The following is a 24,100-nucleotide window of genomic DNA, read 5'->3' on the forward strand; positions in this document are numbered from 1 at the left end:
CTCACAATTGTGAGTCCTGCTTGGTATCATATGTATGTGGTATAGCCGCCACATCGGTACAACGTAGAGCGTGTTCTCAATACAAGAATGAGCTCAAACCGAACTTTTTTTAATGGAGGAAGAAGCCACCAATCGTGGTTGTATTTTGCTGTATTTAGAAGTAATTTCTCACTCTTTTTAGTATTGTGTCTATTCGGTTCGTTTTTACTGCAACCATTTCATAAAGTATTAGCAAATGAAGAGCTAGCTGCTGAAGTGGAAACCGTGGTGGTTCCAGTTGCGGACGATGTGAAGGTTCAAGAACGTTCTGATAACGAACAGCCTGAAGCGATGGGAGAAGCATCACAGAGCACTAGTGCTGTGTCAGACGAAGATGCAACAACTCCAAATACACACACCTTGTCTGTGGTAGATGACGTGAGCGATGACGCTGATGATGGTAGCCAAGCTGAAGAGCAGGAAAATCAATCAGGCGCTGAAGATTTGGCGGTAGATAGTGTATCAGGAACTGGTTCCGCTACAACAACAGATGACAGTCCTGTCGTACCAGAGACTGTCATTCCGCAAAACAACGCTTCTACAAGCATTCTACAAGCGACTACGTCTGTGCTGGCAAGTGCAACAAGCACGGCCAGCCAAGCGGCTGAAACAAGCACAGAAGGTTCGGTTGATGGCGCTGACGACACAACGACCGTTTCTACAGAAACAGACCCTGCTGATGTTTCAGATGACGAGGTTTCAGATTCTGGGGCAGAAGCTCCCTCTGAAGATGATGAGGCGGAACTTATCGTAGTGAATCACACAGATGATTCAACTGTGGAAAACGACCTGCCTGTAGACACCATTGAACCTGGCCTCACTTTGGATGGGCAGTATCTCGTTACCGATGATAATTATTATCAGTTCAGCAGACAGTCTTGCGTCGCTGTTGGTAATGGAACCTATCACTGCAGTATTAGTTCTGAATTACCAGTTGATCAGCAGTCAACGGTGTACAGTGCGCGTGACGTCGATGGTGACATGGAGATTTTTTTGAAAACAAAACGTGGAGACATTGAACAGTTAACGAACAACGAACTCGATGACGCCTCGCCTCAACTAGACGCAGAGTCAATGCAGATTGTATGGCAGCGGTTCATTGATGGTCGGTATCAAATTATTTTGTATGACTTAAGAAGTCGTGAAGAGAGACAGTTGACGTTTTCTCGTACCAACAACATGGAGCCAAAAGTTTCTAGTGAGGGCATTGTGTGGCAGGCGTGGGATGGTCATGACTGGGAGATTATGTATTTTGATGGATTTTACACGGATCAGCTCACCGATAACGCTGCACAAGATGTTGCGCCTGCAATTGAAGACGGTTATGTGTTGTGGAGTGTTCTAGGGAAAGATCAACAAGAGGCTATGGTGTATTCTTTAGAGAGCGGTGAGAGTATGGCGATTGCAGGACATGAAGGGGGAGTAATTGAAAACCCTCGTTTTGTGCTGGTTTATGACACAAAATTCGATAACGGTGACGTAGTGACGCAAGGATTTGACCCTGCTACTGGGCTTTCGGCTCCAATTGCTGCTAAGCCGGCCGAGGACCCAGTCGATATACCGGAGGCAGACCCGACCGGAGAGATTAGGGCTTTGATTCAGAACAAATCTGCTCAAAAGGAAAAGGACGTAATGCATACCACTCCCCAAACTGATTCACCAGATGGTGACTTAAATCTTGCAACCAGCACAGCGACTTCTACAGACATCTTAAATATTAAACAGATCCAATCTGACGCGGCTTCAGAGCCTATGGCACCTGCAACTACATCACCAGCCGTTGACTTTGAGCTGACCGAATATGACTTAGTAATCGTTCCGACTACTACGCCAAGCACGATAAAAGTAGACAGTGTCGCCAATGTGGTCGTCTCGACAACCTCATCAAGTACACAACCATAGCATGGTTTTTGCTTAATTTATCTTGTAAAATATAGATAATTTATGTTGTGGAGGAAACGCTTTTGGAGTCGGTGTATTGTTCCTGTGGCTGGATTGCTGCTGGCCTTAGTGTGGGTAGAAGCAATTCGCTTCGCTGTTCCACTTGACCGGCTGATTTCGGTATTTACCCTCGTCCAGGCGGCAGAGGTTACTATCGACAGTGCCGTAAGCACTACCCCCACTGAGCATCATATTTTGGGATCACAGACAGTTTTTGTGAGTGATCAGGTTGGCTATAAGTTTTATACTAACAGCAATGGTACTTGTGTGTACAACAAAACAAGCAATGGTGGCACGAGCTGGGGCACAGAAGTTACCTTCGATAGCCAGACCGACTGTTGGGGAGTAGTGGTTTGGTACGATCAGTGGACTGCCGGCGACACTGGGAATTACATCCATATCATCAGCGCAGATAGCAGCAGCGACGTTGTTTGGTACAACCGTCTAGACACCACATCTGATACGCTGTTGCTCGGCTCAACTCCAGTAAATGTCTCATCAAACTCTGGTCAAACCGGCACACTTGCAACGGCTGCTAACAACCCAAGTATCACAAAGGCTACTAATGGCGTACTGTACATTGCCATTGCAGACAACACTGATAGTTATGTCGTTGAATGTTCTGCGAGTTGTGGCTCAGCAACCAGTTGGACAGAAACTGGCACAAACCCCATGGACCTGCAGCCAGACAAGTCACTCATCTTGCCGCTTGCAGACGGAGATATAATTCTCATTCAACGAGATCGGTCCGCAGATGATATGCGCAGCAAAATTTGGGATGATAGCGCCGGTACCTGGTCGGGCACTTGGACGATAATCGATGCGAACGCTATTGAAAACAGCACCTACGATCCTTCTTTTGCCGCTATGGCAGATCCTGATTCGGGAGATATTTTTTTAGTGTATATAGACAACGGGACAACGGGCGCGATTGGTGGAGGCAATGACAACATCAGAACGGCCAAATATTCAGGGGGTTCGTGGACCAATACTGCCAACGTGGTTACCAATAGCGCAATGGGTCTGACAAAACTCTCAATGGCGATGGATGGAAATAATTCTGAGATTTATGTTGCCTTTTCTGCGCGAGTCACTCCAGGCACGGCAAACACAGCAAATATCTATTGGGCAACATCGACCGCTGCCATGAGTTCATGGGGGTCTGTGCAAGGCCCAGTCAACAGCACACCAGACGATATGTACGGAGTTGATCTCAACAACTACAACAAGGAGCGCATTTATGTTTCATGGTATCAGCCAGCAATCGATGACATCTTAGGTGACACAATCGCGAACATTTCACCGATTACCGTTGTTAGTTCATTTGGTACTCAGAGTAGTGAAGTCAGGGCAAGTAGTACGGATACGTATATTGGTGGAGGCTTTGCAATCGTTGAAAATTCAGCTAGTCGAAATGTTACCGACATCATTATTTCGGAGAACGGCAGTGTTGATGCTGCAAATGCTCTAGACAACATTAAGCTCTACTACGACCTCGACACCAGCGCGCCGTACGATTGTGCGAGTGAATCATACAGCGGTACTGAAAGTCAGTTTGGTAGTACGGACACCAATGGCTTTTCCGGAGCAGATGGCGTTTCTGCTTTTACTGGCTCGGTCGGTATTTCTCCGACGACGGCAATGTGTGTGTATGTTGTCATGGACGTGCTTAAAGTAGCGGTAGACGGCAGTACACTGGATGTTGAGATTTCCAATCCAGCCACTGACGTGCTTGTGAGTGGAAGCGTGACGGCCGTGCCTCCGACTGCTCAGCAAATCGGCGGCACTACAAATATTGTTGACTCAGACTTAACACAAACTCATTATCATTGGCGTAATGACGATAATATTGAACTGCTGGCAACTTCTCGAACGGGTGGTGCAGAGGACATTCCGCTGACAGCGCTGCAAAAAGAAACACCAGTACGTCTGCGTTTTGGGGTCTCCAACGAAGGGTCAACCACGACACTTCCAACAACATTGCGACTCGAATATGCAACCAATCCCTCAGTCTGCTCAGCTGCAACGGGGTGGACAGATATTGATGTGGTGGATGATGCTTGGAACTTGTATGATTCGACATACGTGGTAAACGGTACGGATACTACAGATATAAGCGTCGCCTCGGGAGGCGTAGACAATGAAAATAGTGTTTTCCTAACTCCAAACGGCGGACAGCTCGACACTTCCTCTGAAACAGGTTCGCTTGCTTTCTTGCCAACAAATTGGACGGAGGTTGAATATGCAATTGTTGCCTCAAGCTCTGCACAAGAGGGTGATGGCTACTGTTTTAGACTAACCAATGCAGGTGAACCATTACCGCAATACAATACCTATCCATCGGCCGTCATTGCGGCAGATGTGCGCGTGCGTGCTACAAGTACCCAGATAGCTGCAGCCGACATACCAGCGGATAACGTGTACTTGGGTGGCGCATTTACTATTACGGAAAACAGCTCGGCGAGAACGGTGTCTGGAATCACAATCACTGAAAATGGCACTGTTGATGCTTCTGCTGGTCTGGCGAATATTCGTTTGTATTATGATCTCGACACCAGCGCGCCGTACGATTGTGCGAGTGAATCATACAGCGGTACTGAATTTCAGTATGGGGCAACCTCAAGCGCATTTAGTGCGGCAAATGGCACGTCCACTTTTAGTGATGCTGTTGGTATTACCACCACGCAAACGATGTGTGTGTACGTTGTGGCGGATGTTACAGAAACCGCTCAAAATGGAGAGAATATAAACATTTTACTTGCTTCACCCGCAACCGACATTGTGGTGTCAGGCGGGGGCACGGTCTCTCCATCAACGCCGCTTGATATAAATGGCTCAACAACATTGGCGGGAGCAATCGTCACACAAACTGGATATCATTGGCGCTATGATGACGGTGACGAAACCTCCAGTGGTGCCACGTCGGCAACAGGGGGGGCAGAAAACACGGCGCTGGCTGATCTTGAGAACGGTAGCGCAATCAGGTTGCGTATGCAAATTTCTAATGAGGGATCGACGACCTCTGTGCCTCGTCAATATGGGCTGGAATACGGAGTTAAAAGCACCACTTGTGATGCGATTAGTGTTTGGACGGACGTGGATGGCGGTGGGCTCATTTGGGCAATGAGTGATTCAAGCAATTTGACGCACGGCGCTGACACTACAGATGTTTCTGTTGGTTCAGGAGGTGTCAGTAACCCCGGTGGTAAAACATTTTTAACACCAAATGGAGGGGTGCGTGATATCTCATCATTTTCAGCTACTACCACACTTACGAATAGCCAATTTACAGAATTTGAGTACAGCATCACAACGACAGAGGACACGCCATACGAGACTGATTTCTGTTTTCGTTTAACGCAAAATGGATCACCGCTATTGGCTTACACTCAGTACGCAGAACTCAATATTGAACCAAAGCGCGATTTTAAGATACAGCAGGGAGAATCAATTGTAAGTGGAACCGGTCTCACACTAACTGCGGGAGTCGACTACGAAGCACCAAGTTCTGCTTCTACTGCTTTTGTTCGGATTACAAATTCACACATGACTGGCGCAGGGCGCGATGCAGCAGGCGGTGCACAAAATGCAGACGACTACGGTGCGTACATCTCAAATCCAGCAAATCTTACAACGAGTTTTACCATCTCACGCGATACTGACTCAATCAATAATACCTATGTCGCTTGGGAAATTATCGAGTATGTCGGCGCGGCCGGCGGAGACAATGAAATTATTGTGAGAGACCAAAGCACGCTGAGTCTCGGTACTACCGCAAATACTGCCACTGGTTCCGCGGTGCCAACGGTCGCTGACGATGCGGATGTTGTGGTGTTCATTACTGGGCAGATGCATCATACCGGTAATCGAACTGAGACGTATTCCCACCAGTTCACATCAACGTGGAGCGCAGGTTCTGGTGAGCCAACGTTTGAGCGCGGAGATAATGGTGGTAATGCGGCAGAAGTGAGCTATGCGGTAGTAGAGTTTACTGGCCTCAATTGGAAAGTGCAGCGCACTGAGCACAATTACGCTGCCGCCGGAGTGACAGAAACTGAACCAATTACTGCAGTAAATAGTCTTGGACGAACATTTATACATGCACAAAAGCGATACACAGCAGTTAGCGGCATTGGTAATGTGGGGCACGAAGTCTGGCTCTCGAGTATTGGAGCGGTTTCGTTTGAGGTCAACAATCTGGCAACAATCACAGGGGTGACACACACCTCCGTTGCCTGGATTATTGAAAATACTCAAACCGGAACTGGTGCCATGTCTGTGCAGCGTAGTTCTGGTAATACTACGGGTGGAACGGAGCCTGTTCTTATTTCACTACCTATTTCTACGAGTCTCAACTCTGTAAATAATGCTTCTATCTTTGTCACGACAGACGTTAATCAAACGGGAGACACGATGCCCCGACCAATTGCCGGTGCCTTCATCACATCAACTTCTACCTACCAGCTTTGGCGCAGTGAAGCCTCTGGCGGTGGTGTTTTGAGCTATCGTACGGAGATTGTGCAATGGCCGGCAGCTGACCTCGCCATTCGGCAAAACTATTACCGTCTGTATGCGGATAATGATGACCTTACCCCCTCCGATCCGTGGCCAATTGGTGCGTACGACTTGGGTGAAAATGCTCCCATTACTGCTGTCGATGAGCCGCCGGCGGATGGTGGACATATTCGAGTACGTATGACGTTGCAAATTGCAAACGCAACACTGCCAAGTGGGTTCTTGACTACGAAACTACAATACGGTGAGCTAGAAACGACTTGTTCTGCTGTTTCTGTCTGGAGCGATGTGGGGGCAGCTGGAAGTGGTGCTATCTGGAGAGGATACGATGCTGCAGGAATAGTTGATGGCGCTTCTTTGTCTGGTAATCCACCGACTGGTGGTGATTTGCTTATCTCAGTGGCTGATCGAGCGGGTCGCTACACTGAAAGTAACCCTAGCTCTGCAAACCAGTATGCAACTTTGCGAACTGAGGATATTGAATATGATTGGCACATTGAACACAACGGGGCTCCACAGCGTACAACGTATTGTTTTCGCATGGTTAAGGCGGATGATACTGAACTAGACGGATATTTTTATTACCCACAAATTCGCACTGAAGGGTATAGTCCTGCAACGCAGAATTGGCGTTGGTATGATGACGAGACAAACGAAACCCCTTCGCTCGCACTTGCTGCCGAAAATGTTACGCCAACCGGTCTGCCTGACCAGAATGAAATAAAACTTCGCATCAGCTTGACTGAGCTTAAGAATCTGTCGCAACTAAATGCCCGCTTCAAGTTGCAATATTCTGAGTCGCCAAACTTTGGCATTGCGTATGACTTGTCTGCGACCACATCGTGTACAGCCAGCTCCTTGTGGTGTTACGCTGACGGTGCAGGGGTCGATACTGCACTCATCACTACAAGCGTGCTTAGTGACAGTGACGGCTGTGTCGCAGGGGTTGGTGATGGTTGTGGTACACATAACGAAGCAGGATACGCAGTAAATGGTTTTACCCATTATGGCAACAGAACGATTGAAAATGAGTTTACGATTAAATATAGCAGCGCCACGCGCAACTTCGGTAAAGTGTATTACTTTAGGTTATACGACGTCACCAACGATGAGCCTGTCGCAGTGAATAATGGCTACACGATTCCCTCAATCGGAGTTGATCCAACATCACTCACGTTATCGGTTAACGGTGTCAACAGCGGAACGTCTATCGCAGGAATCACAACTGACGTGACGACTACCGCAACGGGCGTGGATTTCGGCTCTTTGCCAGTCGGGAGCTCAGTAGCTGCGGCACAGGATATTGATGTGAGCACCAATGCGACGGAAGGGTATCAACTACTTGTATTCAATACACAAGGATTATTAAATTCATACGGTGATGCAATCAATCCAATAGCAAGTACTAATGCGGCCCCGCAGGGTTGGACAGCGGCTTGTGATGGTTCGACGGGTTGCTTTGGTTATCACACTACTGACGCCACTTTATGGGGAGGCTCAACCAGGTTTGCTCCGATAGACTCCTACGCACCATTAAGTACAAGTCCAGAAGAGATTATGTATAACTCAGCCTCGAGTAGCGAAAGTCACTCAATTATTTATCGTGTGAGCGTTACTCCCGATCAACCAGCGGGCGACTATACGGCTGATTTGCAGTACATTGTGATTCCAGTCTTTTAATGAATAAATGGTATGATTAAGACTAAGATGAAAAGAGGGTTCACTCAATTTCTAAATGCCATTACGATTGCGTTGGTCATATTTCCTTTAGCATCACAAGCATCTGATGTGACTGTTCGTCCATTTCTTATAGACCGAACGCTTTTACCTCGAGACACAGCAACGGAAACAATCACTATTAAAAGCGATTACGATATTCGAAAAGCTGTTCTTTTTGCAACGGTCAATGAGATTACTCTAGACTCTGAGGGGGAAATTAAAGAGTTTGTTTCTCCAGTAATGACCGATCGAACCAACACTATTACTAGTTGGATCGAGGTGTCCCGTGGTCGAATTGAAGTCCCGCCGGGTGAGACTGTTGAAGTTCCACTGACCGTACGAGTACATCCACAAGCTCAGCCAGGTGAGTACACGGCATTTATTGGGTTGGTTGAAGCGGCAAATCGAGACAAGGCGGAAGCCATTGCTCTGGCTGGTGAAGCGAAGGGTGTATTACTTAAAGTGACAGTGAGTGATCAGCGTAAGGAAACAATGAGCATTACCAGCTTTATGATTAATCGATTCGTGACTGGTGAAGCTCGGAAGAAAATTGAGATTAGTGTTGAAAATAAGGGTGATATCACCTCTGCACCAGCCGGAGAAATTATATTTTACGATTCTCGGGGGAGAGAAGTTGATTCTGTTACGGTAAAGGGAGAAGCTATCAATCCTGGTGAAATGGGCACGCTTACTAGTGTTGTTCCTCTTTCTGAAAAATTGGGTCGCTTCAAGGCGAATGTGACCTTGCATTATGGTGACACACAGCAAGCCTCATTGTTTGATACCACATACTTTTATCTTGTGCCGATGTATCCACTGTTAATGCTGTTTGGCATTGTACTACTCATTTCAATTGCGATTGCTTTGATGTTTAGACGCGCATTCTTTAGTCACGAATCACCTGATGATTACCATGAAGTAACCATGTATGTTCGTGACGGACACGAACCTAACCCGCAAGATCATGACATCGACCTTAAACAAAACTAGTTCACTGCTAGCCTCGCTGCTATTCTTTTGTGGCATCACGTTTTTTCCTTTTGCGTCAGAAGCGGCGGATGGCTCAGTTACCTTAAGTGTGTCTCCAACACTCTATGAGATGAGTGCAGATCCAATGCAGGTCTGGACCAGCAATGTGCGAGTCATAAATCCAAATGGTTTTGATTTAGATGTATATGCACGGGTGGTAAATTTTGAAGCGCAAGATGAAACCGGTCGAGCTAGCTTCTTACCGGTTCTGGACGCGGCAACGACTGAAAACACTCTGGCAGAATGGGTCCATTTAGATCAGGATTCGTACACTATTCCAGCGGGCCAAACGGTTGAGATTCCGTTTCAAATCTCAATTCCAAAAAGTGCTCCACCCGGAGGTCACTTCGGAGCGATAATGATTGGAACTCGACCCCTTAGCAATGCGAGTGGTCAAAGCTCAGTAGAAACGTCACAAGTAGTAACGTCGCTCATTTTTTTGCGAGTTACTGGTGACGTGGTTGAGAATGGCAGCATTCGTGAGTTCCGTAGCAGTAAGCGCCTCGCTGAAAAACCAGAAATGTCTTTTGAACTACGCTTTGAGAATACCGGTAACGTGCACGTATTGCCGCAGGGTGAAATACGCATATTTAATATGTGGGGCCATGAGCGAGGTGTTATACCAGTAAATCGACAAACCATGTTTGGTAATGTGCTTCCAAATAGTGTTCGAAAGTATAGCTTTAGCTGGTCTGGTGAGTGGTCCTTGGCTGACATTGGAAGATACACTGCCGTTGCCACTTTGGCCTACGGTGAAGATGGTCGAAAATTTACTGATGCAGAAACCGCTTTCTGGGTATTGCCTTGGAAAGCTGTTGGCTCTGTGTTGTTGCTTATCTGCAGTTTCTTCTATTTCTTGACCTGGGCAATTAAACTATACGTTAGAAAAATGCTTAAACTAGCAGGAGTCACTTCCGTAATGTCAGAGCAGCCTGCAGAAATGCACCAGCAGACAAAGGCGCGCAAACAGGTCGCAGAAGCTGGCAATACTGATACTCGGCATATTCTAACTAACGGGAAGGCGAAGAGGCTTTCTATCGTCGCACCGTTTGAGGAAGGCATGCTTGACCTTAGAAGTCGTTTCAAAAATTCGGTGACGTGGCGCGAGTACACAAAACAGGCATGGTTTTTTATTACTGCGTACAAAACATTCTTTATTGCTGCTGTGCTGTTTGCTGTCTTTGTTTCACTCGCTTTCTGGTTTTTGGATTCAGTCAAAGAGGAGAGAGGGTTTAATATCACTATCGATGGGATTGATCAAAACATCACACTTTCGTCAGAGCAAATGCAATATGAAAACATGCGTAAGGAGTCGCCTGCAACAACTCAAGTAAAAATGAAAGGTACACCATCAATAACCGTGATCAATCGTAGTGGTGTGGCAGGATTAGCGGCTGAGTGGAGACTGCGACTGGAACAAGAAGGATATGCGGTGGGGGAACTGAGAAATGATCTTGATGCTGCGGAAAGCAAGACGGTCATTGTGTATGAGAGTAGCTATACAGATGAAGCATTAGTCTTGAGTGAACTTCTCCATGGAGCACTGCTTTCAGCAAACACAAACAGTGATGCAAAGGCAGAACCGTTAATTATTTATATCGGCAATGATTTGCAAAATGCGGTAGAATAAGAAGAATTATTAGTGTAAGTAAAACTACTATGAGTCAAAAAACAATCATTCTCATCGTGACACTCTTTGTGCTCATTATCATTGGGATGTTTAGTTATGCACATCTAAAGAAAGTAGAACTTGAAGCGGTGCCGACGCCAAGCGAGGAAGAACAAGCTCCTTCTGTCCCGTATCCAAACATTACACGTATTGATGCGAAACACTATTTTATTGATGGCGTTCATACACTCGTGGGTGAAATTGAAATGCCAACGCCGTGTGATTTAGTGGAATCTTCTGCACTTGTTATGGAGTCGTATCCTGAACAGGTTATGGTTGATTTTACCGTGATAAACAATGCGGACATATGTACGCAGGTTATTACTGCACAGCGCTTTAAAGTAGCTTTTCAAGCCTCGGAAAACGCTTCAATAAAAGCAGTTTTTATGGGTAGAGAAGTTACTCTCAACCTTATTCCAGCTGCCGCAGGCGAAACACCTGACGAATTTGAATTATTCATTAAGGGGTAAATGGTGACCAAAGAACGAGAACGAGCAGTTACGCTTGGAGCGATGTTAGTCGTCCTGGTTATTGCGTTGACATACACTGCCTATACTGTCTTAAAGGTGAAACAGGCGGAAAGAGCAGACAATCCAGCAGCACACGCCTTTAGCAACAAGGAGGGTCAAACTCCATACACAGACCTACAGGGAAATGCTGTGACTCTAGATACGTATGTCGGTGATGTTATTGTTGCCAATTCGTGGGCGAGCTGGAGTCCAAAATCAGCAACAGAGTTGCCACGCCTAGTCTCGATTGCAGATGAATTCAGAGAAGAAGGAATTGTCATCATTGCTGTTAATAGAGCAGAGCCTAGATCCACGGCAGAAAGATTTTTACGATCAATTGGCGTCTCGGGTGACGTAAAGCTTGTTCTGGATCCAGATGATCGATATTACGAATCAATTGAAGGCTATGCTATGCCGGAAACCTTAATATACGACCGACAAGGTCAGGTAGTTTTTCACCAGCATGGCAGCATTTCCACTGAAGTGTTACGTGCAAATATTAGAAGGGCGATTGAAGCTGAGTAGCTTTACACTAACTAAAAAGTTTGTCATGATATAAAAGGGCAAGAGGCCAACCTGCGATTACTCTCAATATACTGAGAACTCCTTCTGTCGAGAAGGAGTTTGTAATCGCAACAAGCAATCTATGTTTCGAGCAGTTGGCTTTTTGATAGTACTTTGGGGATTATCACAGTTCTTTTCCTCAGCTTTTGCAGCGGCGGATGACGCAGCTCGTGAATCATTCAAACTCATTGAACGAGCAGCAGTTGTCACACAAGCAAAAATTGGAGATTAGCAAACATCTGGCTTCTGCTTTCCGCAGGAGCCTTTTTGCATGAGGCAGAGATGCTGTATACTAATATACAACATGCAATTAGCTCGGGTCGTTCAATACGTTTTTTTCTTTGCCCTTCTGTTGTTAGCGGGCTATATGGTGTGGCAAATTATCTCACCTTTTATTTCTGCACTTGCGCTCTCGGCAGTGATTGTCACTATTTGTCATCCACTATATCTCCGCATAAAACGAAGATTGCCTCGCCAGAACAAAACACTTGCTGCCTTTATTACGACTATGGTTGTACTGGTCGTCGTAATCATTCCAGTAGTACTACTTTCGTCATTGGTAGTTAGAGAAATTGTGGGTTTTTATCAAGACTTAGATACTGGCAGTTTATCAATTCAGCCAAGTATTGCAGCGCTTGAGACAAAAATTCATACCTTTGCACCAGATTTTAGAATTGACTTAACCGAGCAGATAAAGGTTACTGCCCAGTGGCTTACAGGCAATCTTGGTGCCATTTTCAAAGGAACGGTATCAACGATATTTGTCTTCTTCATTTCACTGATTGGTTCTTTTTACTTTTTTAGAGATGGTAAGGAATTTTTGGAAGTGCTTATCAAAGCGAGCCCTCTTCCTGACAAAGAAGATCGGATTATTTTTGATAGACTTGCGGTTGCTGTGCGCTCAGTAGCGACAGGAACAGTGCTTGTGGCGATTATTCAAGGGTCGCTTGTGGCAATAGGATTTGCGTTATTCGGCATTGAACGAGCTATTTTATGGGGGTCATTAGCGTCTGTAGGAGCACTTATGCCTGGCGTTGGTACCACAATTGTCACAGCTCCGGCAATTGTGTACCTCTTTTTTACTGGAGACATGTTAAGCGCAACCGGTCTTCTGGTGTGGTCAATGCTTATTGTCGGTTTGGTGGACAACTTAATCGGTCCATATCTTATAAGCCGGGGTAATAATCTACACCCATTCATCGTACTGATTTCAGTACTTGGCGGTATCGCTTTATTTGGACCAATTGGTTTTATTATTGGACCTGTAGTGGTGACCTTCTTCTTGGTCCTGCTTGAGATTTATCATCAATACATCATCAAGGAGCAGCCAATAGAGACAATCAATGAACTCGAGCTATGATTTCACGCGACCAAATTGAAACGCTTTTAAAGATTAATGGAGTCTCATCTTCCTCTCCAGATGAGCACATTAGATCGGTGTTACTCAGTGCTCGTTACACGAAGGATGAAGTCGACACCGCTATAATGGTGCTGCGAGAAGATGTAAAGACCAAACAAACGAGAGTAGACGGACTGCACAAAGTCTTTCGCACCAATGAAGCACTTGCCCCTGCTGAAGTTTCGGCACTGCTGGGAATCGACGTATCCATTGCTGACACAATTGAACAGCGTCAGAAAGCAAGACAACTTTCGACTTTACAGATTATGATTGTTTGGCTTATGTCGGTGGCTGTCGCAGTCTCTGGAATCATGTTTTATATGTATATGCAAAAAGTTGGCGTTTTTCACCCAAGCGTATACGCTAGTAACAAATGACCAATTATACCTTCTTCTCGCTTGTTGCTGGCGGAGTTTTGCTATTTGAAATTGTATCACTGCAATTTTCTTTTAGTATGACGGCCCATTCATACGGCATTACAGCTTTACGAGCCGAGTTTGCGCTCCCGGCCAGAGTACAGCGTGCGCTTCCAGCTTTATTTACTACGGCGAAGAGTAGTGTTCCAGACACCGTCATGTTTACAGGAGATGTGCTTCTGGCGAGAAACGTAGAATATCTAATGAACCAGAAAGGCTCAGATTATCCTTTTCGAGGTATTGATTTTTCTCAGTTTGAAACTAACTCGTACTTGGTGGGCAATTTTGAGTCCGCTATACCAAATGTTCACCTGCCGACCGAAGCTGGGCAAATGCGTTTTTCAGTAAACCCAGCACATGTACCTGCTGCTAAGCAAGCTGGCTTTACTCACTTTTCTTTAGCTAATAATCACACTCTCGACTACGGCTCGTCTGGATATCAAAACACTTGGCAAACTTTAATTAATAATGAAATAAAGCCGGTAGGGGATCCGCGTGGCTTATCGCAACAGTCTGTGACTATTTTGGATACTGAATCACAAAAAGTGGCCCTTGTAGCCGTGGAATTGCTTCAGAGCGTACCGTCAGAGGCAGAAGTGCGCGCGTTAATGCAGTATGCAAACAGTGTTTCTGATATGCAGATTTTGTACGTTCATTGGGGCGATGAGTACATCTTGACAAACAATAAAACACAACGTTTTTTTGCTGAGCTGTTTATTGCAAACGGGATTGATTTGATTGTCGGACATCACCCTCATGTGGTGCAAAATGTTGAAAGAATTGATGGAATTCTTGTGTTCTATTCATTAGGAAATTTTATTTTTGACCAATACGACACAAGCGACACACAAGAAAGCCTCGTGCTTAAACTAAACCTAGGCAGAACAGCAACCATTGATTTACTGCCTGTTACTAGCGAAAACCAGTTATCGCAACCAGAGCTTATGACACCAAAAAATCATGCAAAATTCCTTGCCTCACTTGCAAATCGGAGTGATTCGAGTCTTCACTCATTTATTGAGGCGGGCAGGTTGCCATTGCATAGTCTGGTTGCAAGTTCAACAAAAATGGCTATGATAAACTAATAATTTCTTGAGTATGTTTAATAAATTTGAATTAATCGGGGCTGGTATTAGCGTGTTTGCAATGGGGTTAGCTCTCTACTTGATACAAGTACAGACCACTCTGCTTCGTCCGCTTGAGACCGATGTAGCAGCTCAGGTAATTTCAGCAACAGATCAGGGTGTTGTTGTGGTTGCAAATGACGGTGACAGAACGGCTGCTCGCACCGCGGCATACACAGCCGCAGCAGATAATCAGGGTAATATTTATCGTATGGTAATTGATGACATTAAATTTGGCACAGGGGAAGAAGTAAAAGAAGGTGATGTTGTGGCGGTGCACTATGTTGGCACACTACAAAATGGTCAGGAGTTTGATAATTCCCGAAAGCGCGGTGAACCATTTGAGTTCAAAGTAGGTGGAGGGATGGTTATTGAGGGTTGGGACAAGGGATTACTCGGCATGAAAGTTGGTGGTCAGCGAGTGCTGGTTATTCCACCAGAGATGGCCTATGGCGATCAAGGCATTGGCCCTATCCCGGGAGGATCTACACTGGTGTTCTCTATCGAGCTGATGGACATCAAGTAACCAGGACGACTCTAAATGCCAGCAGTCGCTGGCATTTATTTATTTCATTATGAGCGACAGACCAGTAACATTTGAAATTGAAAAACGGATTCCCGGCACCTTAGGGAGAGCTGGTGTGATTCATACTCCACATGGCGACATACAGACGCCGGCGTTTGTCGTCGTGGGTACAAAAGGTACCGTAAAAAGCCTCAAACCAGAAGATTTGCGTGACTATGTTGGCAACCAAGTAACGCTAGCAAATACCTATCATCTTTTCTTGCAGCCAGGCGACGATATTGTTAAAGAGGGTGGGGGACTAAACAAATTTGCCAACTGGGAAACGCCAACCATGACCGACAGTGGTGGCTTTCAGGTATTTTCACTTGGTGCCGCGTTTGGTAAAGGGGTGACCAAGTTTGCTAAAGGAGAAGCGCAAGAAACAGTTGAAAAGGCTGGACTCAATGTCTACTCAAAGAAATTTGCCGAAGAACACGGAAAACTCTGTGTGATTGACGAGGAGGGAGTGACCTTCACTTCGCATCTCGATGGCTCTATGCACCGCTTTACGGCTGAACGCTCAATTGATATTCAGCACAACATCGGCGCAGATATCATTGTGGCCTTTGACGAATGCACGAGTCCGACTGCCGATAAAGAATACCAGCGTGAAGCTATGGAGCGCACACACCGCTGGGCGAAGCGCAGTATAATGGCGCATAAACAGAACTACGAAGCGTTAAAAAAGCAAGGCTTGTATGGTGTGGTGCAGGGCGGACGTTTTCTTGATTTGCGCGAAGAAAGCGCCAGAGTCTTGGCGGCAATGGATTTTGACGGCTTTGGCATTGGCGGCTCATTCACTAAAGAAGACCTAGGCGATGCGCTTCGCGTAGTTAATGAAATTTTGCCAGAAGATAAGCCGCGGCACCTGCTTGGTATTGGTGAGCCAGAAGATATCACCGAGGGGGTAAAGCTTGGTTGCGATACGTTTGACTGTGTAGCGCCAACCCGTATTGCACGCACCGGCACTATCTACGAGCGCACTAGTGAAGGTCATAAGCGCACCAATCTCCTTAATAGCAAGTACAAACGTGATTTCGGTAAGCCAGATGAATCGTGTGACTGCTATGTGTGCCAGCACTACACCAAGGCCTACCTGGCACACCTCTTTAGGAGCCAGGAAATGCTTGGTGCCCATCTTGCCTCACTGCACAATCTTTACTACATCGTCAATTTCACCAAGCGTTTACGCGAGCAGATTCTTACCCTCTAGTAACGCTACGCAGTAGCAGAATAGGTCAAGGCAGGTATTGCTTTTTTACGATTCTCTGTCATTATGCACCCAGACTAGTACTCGAAGGAGGTGCATCATGCACCAAGACCTCAAGCGGGTACGGAAAATCATCCGGGCCCACAAATACCGCTCGCAGCTTAATGCGAGAATCATTTCCATCTTTGCTGAAGGTTCGCACGAGCATCAGGAACTCATGGGTGCACTAGATGATGTTGCCGCCACACACGACAAAGGACGTCGCGATGACGGTCAGTTTCTGAAGTCGCACGAGTACGCCATGCTGGCGATTGCACTTGTGTATTGCAGGATTCGCGACCTAGCAACGCTTCTGGCGATTGTCTACCACGATATGTACGAAGACTACCCAGACATCTGGCCTCTTTCTAAGATTGAAAGGAAGCGTGGTGCAGAGGTGGCGCAACTTGTAGACAGTGTCAGCAAACCCCCGAAGGAGGATTACGCTACCGAGGAAGATCATGATGAAGCGGTCTTCGCAAAAGTGCGTGCTGGAGGAATCAAAGCGATGCAAATCAAATGCATTGATCGTCTGCACAATCTCTTGACTTTGGTTGGTGAAGTTAAGAAGAAAACGCGGAAGATTTTACAGACCGTACAACACGTGATGCCAATTGCGTGCGAGATCAGCTTTCTGATTCCGGAACTCGTCGCTGCGCTTGGCGAGCAATCCGTCTACCTCACAAGCAAAGTGCCAGCTCATTGAGGTGCCGAGGAACTATGTTCCTCGGCTTTTTTTATCCAATTACTTTAAAATCCTGAAAAACCCAGTATAGTACTACAGTGGAATTTCAAATCTCAACGAGCAAGCAGCCGGCAGGGGATCAGCCAAAGGCAATTGAAGCATTGGTAAACGGAGTAAAGGCTGGGCACCAACACCAGACGCTTTTGGGTGTGACCGGCTCAGGGAAAACATTTACCGCTGCAAATGTTATCCAGCAAATCCAGAAGCCAACGCTCGTAATCGCGCACAACAAAACCTTGGCTGCACAGCTCGCTCAGGAGTATCGAGACTTCTTTCCTAATAATGCTGTGCATTATTTTGTGTCATACTACGACTACTATCAGCCAGAGGCCTACATGCCCACTTCTGACACGTATATTGAGAAGGAGGCGCAAATCAATGAGGAAATCGACCGTTTACGTCACGCTTCTACCCAAGCTCTCCTGACTCGTAAGGATGTGATTATCGTCGCTTCGGTGTCGTGCATTTACGGTCTTGGTTCGCCGGCTGAGTATGAGCGCGTCCATCGTAAAATCGAACGTGGCTACGAGACAAACCGCACTGAAATGCTCCGGATTTTAGTCGATATGTACTTTGAGCGCACCAACGCCGACCTGACACCAGGTCACTTCCGCGCGGTAGGAAATACTATCGAAATCATGCCCACGAACGAGCGAACCATTTATCGCTTAGCATTTTCAGGTAATAGCGTGTCACACATTACTAAGATTGATGGGGTAACGCGGGAAATTATTGAAGAACCAGACGTCTTTTATCTGTTTCCAGCCAAGCACTTTGTTACTCCGGAAGATGAACGAAAAGTGGCTATTAATGACATTAAGCTTGAGCTAGATGCGCAGCTAAAGCAATTTAAAAAAAACGGCAAACTACTCGAAACCGAGCGCCTCAAGCGCCGTACCGACCATGATTTGGCGCTCATTCGCGAGATTGGGTATTGTAACGGGATTGAGAACTACTCACGACATTTTGATCGCCGCAAGCCAGGTGAGGCCCCGTACACGCTGCTTTCATATTTCCCGCACAAAGAGGATGGAACGCCCGATTTCCTGACCATTATCGACGAGTCTCACGTCACCATTCCGCAGCTCAACGGTATGTTTGCCGGCGATCAGTCACGAAAAAAGACGCTCGTCGAGCACGGATTTCGCTTGCCAAGCGCGGTTGATAACCGACCGTTGCGTTTTGAGGAGTTTGAGGAGCGCGTAGGGCAACAGATTTACACTACCGCGACACCAGGCAAGTTTGAACTGGCAGCCCTCGAAAAGGAAGGGCTAAAACCGGTAGAGCAGATTATTCGTCCAACTGGTCTTGTAGACCCTGAGATTGATGTGCGCGGTGTGGTAGAGGAGGGTGAGTATCCGGGGCAAGTAAAAGACTTTATTGCTGAAGCTGAGAAAGTGATAAAGGGCGGTGCACGCGTACTAGTGACAACCCTTACTAAGAAAATGGCGGAAGATCTCTCTGAGTTTCTTTCTGAAAAAAATCTAAAAACCAAGTATATTCACAGTGATGTTGAAACCATTGAACGCATTGAGATTCTAACTGACTTTAGAAAGGGTGTGTTCGACTGTTTAGTGGGCGTAAACCTGCTCCGCGAAGGTCTCGATTTGCCTGAAGTAGAGCTGGTGGCCATTCTCGATGCCGACAAAGAAGGCTTCCTACGCAGCGAAACCGCCCTTATTCAGACGATTGGTCGCGCTGCCCGTAACGTAAATGGACGAGTGATTGTCTACGCTGACGAGATAACCAAATCACTCAACTATGCGCTGACTGAAACTTCTAGACGCCGTGAGCTCCAGCTGGCATACAACAAAGAGCACGGTATTACACCAAAGACCATCATGAAGGAAATTAAGTCCATCGCCGACCAAATGCGCACCAGTCATGATGAAACTGTAGATACACTGCTTAAGGTAGATGTTGAGCTTTATAAAAAGAATCCTAAGAAAGTCCTCAAAGACAAGCGCCGGCAGATGGAAGAAGCTGTGGCTATCCTGGATTTTGAAACTGCCGCAATCATTCGTGATGAAATTAAATATCTAGAAGAATTGGCAGCCAAGAAATAGCTGTGAGTTACTCTAAATACTAACGTCTCTAAGGTGCTAATATTTAGATATGTCGGTACTAACTCACAAAAATATTCTTATCGTTGGAAGCGAACATGTGTACGTCACAAAACTTTCAGAAGTACTTGTCGCAGAGGACGCTAAGCTTCATCACACTAGCTGTGCTGATTTTAGTGCCAGTTTAATTGAAGAATTACATATTGAGCTCATTCTAGTAAACGACTTAATCGTAGACCCAGCTTGCAATGAAGCGCTGCATATGATTCGTGACTTTTTCACTGAAAAGGCCATTCCTGTGTTCGTACTAATTAATGACGATTCAGAGCGAATCCAGGAGGTGCTCGCCCTTGGCGCTGCTGATTACATTACTCCGCAAGAAGACCACGAATCTGTGGTAGCAAAAATGAAAGCGGTGTTTGGGCAAGGCGACGCGTTTTCTGGCAGTACCGCAATCGACATCTCAACCGTTGATGCAGAAGTGACTGCTACTGGCATTCGCGTGTTTGTGGTTGAAGACGATCCTCTTTTACGCAATCTCTTGTCGCTTAAGATGGATAAATCAAAGTTTCCATATGAATTCAGCAAGGACGGCATGAACGTGCTGCCAGCGATGCGTCAGTTTAAGCCAGATATTGTTGTACTAGATCTCATGCTTCCAGGCAGAAGTGGCTTTGATGTCTTAGCTGAAATAAAGGGAGATGAAAAACTAAAATCAGTACCAGTTGTTATCTTTTCAAATAAAGACACTCAGGAGGATAAGCAAAAGGCTCAAGAGATGGGAGCTCGAGGTTTTTATGTAAAAGCAATGACTGATCTCTCTGAACTTATTGAATTAATCGAGTCTTTAGTTAAGTAACATGCAACGCACGAGCCTGACGCGAGCTCGTGTATACTTTACATATGGCGGATTCTGAACGAAAGCGCAGTGTAGCATCTAAGAAAAAAAATGCCACCAAGCAAGCGGCTGTGAAAGCTGTTCCTAAACGAGCTCCCCGAAAGCGCGCTGCTAGAAAAGTTGCACCGAAATCTGCTCCTAAGAAAAGCGAATCCAAGCAACCTAAGAAACCAGCCGAAAATGACATACATCTTCCCCAAAATATGAGCGTCCGCTCAATCGAAAAGAGCTTGGTCTATCAGAGGGAATTCGATTACTTCTACCGCAATGCGATGTATAAAATCGCGTATGCAAGCGGCCTTTGTTTTTTGTTGGTTGGCATTTCATATTTGAGTTTAGGACACATTGCTGACACGAAACTGCAGAGAGCGACAGTGATTGAGAGTACTGCAGACAACATTCTTGGCGCTGCTGATAGTCTTGTCGACAATTCTGCCTCAACATTTAGACTTATTTCTGATATACCAGCAAACATCACCGCACCGACTCAAGTTGCTTTTGAAGTCACAAATGCAGCGGATGTAAAAGTAGTGGTGGCGCCAAAAGACAAATTTAATGGTTACTCCACTGAGCTTAAGAAAATTAGTGACAGCAAATACTCGGTAACGTTCAGTGGTCCAGATAAAATTTCTGCTGGCTATTACACGCTGCTTTTCTTTATTAAGACCCCCTCAGGAGAGCGATACCAGAAGCGTAGTGATCTTTTCTTCATGGGCAATCAAGATGTTGAAGCTTGGTACAATAAGCCAGTGGAGGCAGTCACAGAGTCAGGAATCATTTCCGAAGAGTCTCATGCTGAGCCTGTTGATGAAATTTCAGTAAAGCAAGAAGTCACTCCTGAAGTTATCAACAAAGATGAAATTGAGCCTCCTGAGGATGCACCTTCTGCGGAAAACACTGACACTGCTGCGACAACAGACGAGGAGGCGCTAACCCTACAATTATTGACTCCTCCCGCTGACATACTTACCGGCACTACCGTTCTTTCTTTACGGACATCTGCAACACCCCCATTTGTGGAACTGTACGCACGATCGACATCAGCGACCACGCCAACATTTGTCACTTTAGGAGTGGAGCGACTTGATCGATGGGTTTTTCAGTTTGACAGTAGCAATCTTCCGAACGGAAGCTACGCTTTTTTTGTCAAAACAAAGGTTGACGGAAAATCAGTAGTTTCACCATCACTCACACTTCGCGTTGCAAATACAGTCAACACGACATCCAACACCGTATCACTTCCAAGCACTGAAGATCGGCCAGTAATTACAACAGCGGATTTCCTTCCATCATCAAAAGCAGCTTCATTACCAGAAGTTGCGCACGAAACAGATTTGATTATTAAAGAAAACGAAGAAAGCATCAACGAACTGCTCAAACGCTACGCCACAGCGAAGCAAGCCGGCGATGACTCATTGGTGCAGGCGGCACGCAATGCTTTATCTGAAGAACAGGAACGCATTGCCATCAAAACCACAACCAATCTTCGCACCAGGGATATTTCAGACAGCATCGACACGGAGCTGCAAGAACGGCTTATCGATTTGCAAGATCGCATCGATACTTTTGAATCACTTCGGAAAGAGCAATCTGGCGGTAATAGTTCGAAGGATAGCGATAACGACGGCATTTCAGACGTTGATGAGGTGAACTTGTATAAAACTGACCCATCATCACCTGACACCGACGGAGATGGTTTTGCCGACGGTATAGAAATTGTGCGTGGCTACAATCCTATTGACCCTGCCGTCGAAGCCGTTATTTCTTTTGAGTCGCCAAAGGAGTCAGTTGGCCTTGTTCGAGATGATGTTCTCAGTGTGACAGTAACTCCAGTGGAAGTGATTGCCGCAAATACCACCTCAGGTACGCTAAACGCAGAAATTCGCGGCACTGCACTACCAAATAGTTATGTGACTATTTATATCTTTAGTTCTCCAACAGTTGTTACTGTGCGCACTGATGCTGATGGTTCATTTGTTTATTCTTTTGATAAAGAGCTCGAAGATGGTACTCATGACGTATATGTAGCCATCACGGACAATGCGGGAGAAATTCTTGCACAGAGCAGTCCATTTTCTTTTGTGAAAGAGGCACAAGCTATCACACCGATTGCTGCCGCTGGGGCAGAATCGGTTTCTCCATCTCCACTTGCTGTGACAGAGTCTAAGCAAAGTGGCTATAATGCAGCACTAGGGATTGGTGTACTCGCATTCGGATTAATTCTCTTCATGCTTGGCATCAGCCTCCGAAAGCGTAACGAGGAAATTATTGTACCTGAAGATACTGTACTGAATGACGACACTGAAAATATATGATTTCACGTGTACTCACAGCACTAGAAAACGGTTTACGCACGATGCGCTTGAATACTCGGTTCATGCTCGTTGGAGTGCTTGTATTTGTATTTCCTCTAGCATTTATTTGGATCACCGAGAGCTTTTTTAGCGCCTCATACGAGAATATTCACACTGTGCAAAAACAGCGAGTAGGAATGGCACACGACACAGTCACCGCACTTCTCCTGAATGCCGAATCAGACAGGCAGCTCCTAACATCCGTCATAAAAAAGGTGAAAACCGATAACGAGGACGTTTCAAAGTTTAGAGTATATCTACAGACGCCAAACGGCCTCCTGGTGGTAGCTGCGGCTGATGATGCACTGATTGGGAATTATGATCCTACTGCCGAAGAGATCAAAAAGCTTGGTTTCTCAAATGTGTTAGACTTCCAGCTCTTAGAATTTCTGATTGATGGCAATAGGGTTTGGCAAGCCTATAAATGGGTGCCCGTTGCAAGTAACGATTACTATATTTTTACGGAACTCGACCTATCTCGCGTGGACCGCACCATGTCATATCGTCGTCAGCAGTCGTACTTCGGACTGACTGGCATCTTTATTTTTTTGCTGGCGCTGGCATATTGGCTACGTAAGCAAGTTGACTGGAAGGCTAAACACGAGCATTTGTCTGAACTCATGCACGAGCGTGACCTTTTTTCTAACATGATTGCCCATGAATTTAGGTCTCCACTAACAGCTATCAAGGGCTACGCAAGTTTTCTTGAGGAATCACAAAACCTACCTCCTGACGAACGTCGTTTTGCAGGGAATATCCATAAATCTGCTCAAGGACTTATCGCACTTGTGAGCGATTTCCTCGAGGTAGCTCGCCTACAGTCTGGTACTTTGAAGCTAAACCTAGAGACGGTGGACGTGCGCACGCTCGTAGCAAACACCCTTGAAAACATGCAATCACTAGCGCAAGAAAAGGGGTTGGCACTCGAATTCGAGGAGCCGAGCGCCCCACTCGAACTTCATACTGATCCGGCCCGCTTATCGCAAGTGCTGACCAACATCATTTCAAATGCTATTAAGTACACCAATCACGGCTCTGTTAAACTCCGGTGTGATTCAGACTACAACACAGTGAGCATTAGAGTTATGGACACGGGAATGGGCATTAGCGCCGAAGATCAAAAAAAGCTTTTTACTCCATTCATGCGCGTCGGGGGCGTTGATAATGCAAAGATTACCGGCACCGGTCTCGGCATGTACATCACGAAACAGTTGGTAGGGATTTTACACGGCACCATTGGAATTGAATCAATTAAAGGTGTCGGCAGTCACGTGGTGATTACCATTAAAACAAAGTAACGCA

General features: G+C 46.0%; 17 protein-coding genes. All 17 read left to right on the top strand.

Annotation, left to right across the window (positions count from 1 at the left end; genetic code table 11):
- The first annotated feature begins 87 nt into the window (after positions 1-87).
- A complete protein-coding gene (locus H6780_04150) occupies positions 88-1,941 on the top strand; it encodes a hypothetical protein (protein USN88651.1) in 1,854 nt (617 codons plus the stop codon).
- A 42-nt stretch (positions 1,942-1,983) separates the two neighbouring features.
- Complete coding sequence (locus H6780_04155) at positions 1,984-8,175, top strand: hypothetical protein (GenBank protein ID USN88652.1); 6,192 nt, start codon at positions 1,984-1,986, stop codon at positions 8,173-8,175.
- Positions 8,176-8,187: 12 nt separating this feature from the next.
- Positions 8,188-9,204, top strand: a complete 1,017-nt coding sequence (locus tag H6780_04160) for a hypothetical protein (GenBank protein ID USN88653.1) — start codon at positions 8,188-8,190, stop codon at positions 9,202-9,204.
- Complete coding sequence (locus H6780_04165) at positions 9,143-10,873, top strand: LytR C-terminal domain-containing protein (protein USN88654.1); 1,731 nt, start codon at positions 9,143-9,145, stop codon at positions 10,871-10,873. The genes H6780_04160 and H6780_04165 overlap by 62 nt, the downstream gene beginning before the upstream one ends.
- 29 nt (positions 10,874-10,902) lie before the next feature.
- Positions 10,903-11,382 (top strand): hypothetical protein, encoded by a 480-nt coding sequence (locus H6780_04170; protein USN88655.1) that lies wholly within the window; start codon positions 10,903-10,905, stop codon positions 11,380-11,382.
- Complete coding sequence (locus H6780_04175; protein USN88656.1) at positions 11,383-11,946, top strand: TlpA family protein disulfide reductase; 564 nt, start codon at positions 11,383-11,385, stop codon at positions 11,944-11,946. It begins immediately after the preceding gene.
- 121 nt (positions 11,947-12,067) lie between these two features.
- Positions 12,068-12,217: a hypothetical protein gene (locus H6780_04180; protein USN88657.1), complete on the top strand. Its 150-nt coding sequence runs from the start codon at positions 12,068-12,070 to the stop codon at positions 12,215-12,217.
- A 135-nt stretch (positions 12,218-12,352) separates the two neighbouring features.
- On the top strand, positions 12,353-13,345 hold the full coding sequence (locus H6780_04185) for an AI-2E family transporter (protein ID USN88658.1): 993 nt from the start codon (positions 12,353-12,355) through the stop codon (positions 13,343-13,345).
- The gene (locus tag H6780_04190) at positions 13,342-13,761 is read left to right on the top strand and encodes a hypothetical protein (GenBank protein USN88659.1); all 420 of its coding nucleotides are present in this window, start codon (positions 13,342-13,344) and stop codon (positions 13,759-13,761) included. The genes H6780_04185 and H6780_04190 overlap by 4 nt, the downstream gene beginning before the upstream one ends.
- Before the next feature lie 38 nt (positions 13,762-13,799).
- The gene (locus H6780_04195) at positions 13,800-14,885 is read left to right on the top strand and encodes a CapA family protein (GenBank protein ID USN88660.1); all 1,086 of its coding nucleotides are present in this window, start codon (positions 13,800-13,802) and stop codon (positions 14,883-14,885) included.
- Between the two features lie 250 nt (positions 14,886-15,135).
- Positions 15,136-15,450: an FKBP-type peptidyl-prolyl cis-trans isomerase gene (locus H6780_04200; protein USN89262.1), complete on the top strand. Its 315-nt coding sequence runs from the start codon at positions 15,136-15,138 to the stop codon at positions 15,448-15,450.
- Between the two features lie 49 nt (positions 15,451-15,499).
- The gene (gene tgt, locus H6780_04205) at positions 15,500-16,702 is read left to right on the top strand and encodes a tRNA guanosine(34) transglycosylase Tgt (protein USN88661.1); all 1,203 of its coding nucleotides are present in this window, start codon (positions 15,500-15,502) and stop codon (positions 16,700-16,702) included.
- A gap of 97 nt (positions 16,703-16,799) precedes the next feature.
- Positions 16,800-17,444: an HD domain-containing protein gene (locus tag H6780_04210; GenBank protein ID USN88662.1), complete on the top strand. Its 645-nt coding sequence runs from the start codon at positions 16,800-16,802 to the stop codon at positions 17,442-17,444.
- Between the two features lie 77 nt (positions 17,445-17,521).
- Complete coding sequence (gene uvrB / locus H6780_04215; protein USN88663.1) at positions 17,522-19,549, top strand: excinuclease ABC subunit UvrB; 2,028 nt, start codon at positions 17,522-17,524, stop codon at positions 19,547-19,549.
- 49 nt (positions 19,550-19,598) lie between these two features.
- On the top strand, positions 19,599-20,405 hold the full coding sequence (locus H6780_04220; protein USN88664.1) for a response regulator: 807 nt from the start codon (positions 19,599-19,601) through the stop codon (positions 20,403-20,405).
- Between the two features lie 44 nt (positions 20,406-20,449).
- Complete coding sequence (locus H6780_04225; GenBank protein ID USN88665.1) at positions 20,450-22,759, top strand: hypothetical protein; 2,310 nt, start codon at positions 20,450-20,452, stop codon at positions 22,757-22,759.
- On the top strand, positions 22,756-24,096 hold the full coding sequence (locus H6780_04230) for a HAMP domain-containing histidine kinase (GenBank protein ID USN88666.1): 1,341 nt from the start codon (positions 22,756-22,758) through the stop codon (positions 24,094-24,096). Before H6780_04225 ends, H6780_04230 begins: the two co-directional genes overlap by 4 nt.
- The last annotated feature ends 4 nt before the right edge of the window (positions 24,097-24,100 follow it).

The organism is Candidatus Nomurabacteria bacterium (assembly GCA_023898565.1).
In the GTDB taxonomy this organism is placed as follows: domain Bacteria; phylum Patescibacteriota; class Minisyncoccia; order Phycocordibacterales; family UBA918; genus OLB19.

What these genes read in the sequence shown, in the direction of transcription:
- H6780_04150 (USN88651.1), top strand. Translation starts at nt 88, where the DNA reads ATGAGCTCAAACCGAACTTTTTTTAATGGAGGAAGAAGCCACCAATCG.
- H6780_04155 (USN88652.1), top strand. Translation starts at nt 1,984, where the DNA reads ATGTTGTGGAGGAAACGCTTTTGGAGTCGGTGTATTGTTCCTGTGGCT.
- H6780_04160 (USN88653.1), top strand. Translation starts at nt 8,188, where the DNA reads ATGATTAAGACTAAGATGAAAAGAGGGTTCACTCAATTTCTAAATGCC.
- H6780_04165 (USN88654.1), top strand. Translation starts at nt 9,143, where the DNA reads ATGTTCGTGACGGACACGAACCTAACCCGCAAGATCATGACATCGACC.
- H6780_04170 (USN88655.1), top strand. Translation starts at nt 10,903, where the DNA reads ATGAGTCAAAAAACAATCATTCTCATCGTGACACTCTTTGTGCTCATT.
- H6780_04175 (USN88656.1), top strand. Translation starts at nt 11,383, where the DNA reads ATGGTGACCAAAGAACGAGAACGAGCAGTTACGCTTGGAGCGATGTTA.
- H6780_04180 (USN88657.1), top strand. Translation starts at nt 12,068, where the DNA reads ATGTTTCGAGCAGTTGGCTTTTTGATAGTACTTTGGGGATTATCACAG.
- H6780_04185 (USN88658.1), top strand. Translation starts at nt 12,353, where the DNA reads ATGGTGTGGCAAATTATCTCACCTTTTATTTCTGCACTTGCGCTCTCG.
- H6780_04190 (USN88659.1), top strand. Translation starts at nt 13,342, where the DNA reads ATGATTTCACGCGACCAAATTGAAACGCTTTTAAAGATTAATGGAGTC.
- H6780_04200 (USN89262.1), top strand. Translation starts at nt 15,136, where the DNA reads ATGGTAATTGATGACATTAAATTTGGCACAGGGGAAGAAGTAAAAGAA.
- tgt (USN88661.1), top strand. Translation starts at nt 15,500, where the DNA reads ATGAGCGACAGACCAGTAACATTTGAAATTGAAAAACGGATTCCCGGC.
- H6780_04210 (USN88662.1), top strand. Translation starts at nt 16,800, where the DNA reads ATGCACCAAGACCTCAAGCGGGTACGGAAAATCATCCGGGCCCACAAA.
- H6780_04220 (USN88664.1), top strand. Translation starts at nt 19,599, where the DNA reads ATGTCGGTACTAACTCACAAAAATATTCTTATCGTTGGAAGCGAACAT.
- H6780_04225 (USN88665.1), top strand. Translation starts at nt 20,450, where the DNA reads ATGGCGGATTCTGAACGAAAGCGCAGTGTAGCATCTAAGAAAAAAAAT.
- H6780_04230 (USN88666.1), top strand. Translation starts at nt 22,756, where the DNA reads ATGATTTCACGTGTACTCACAGCACTAGAAAACGGTTTACGCACGATG.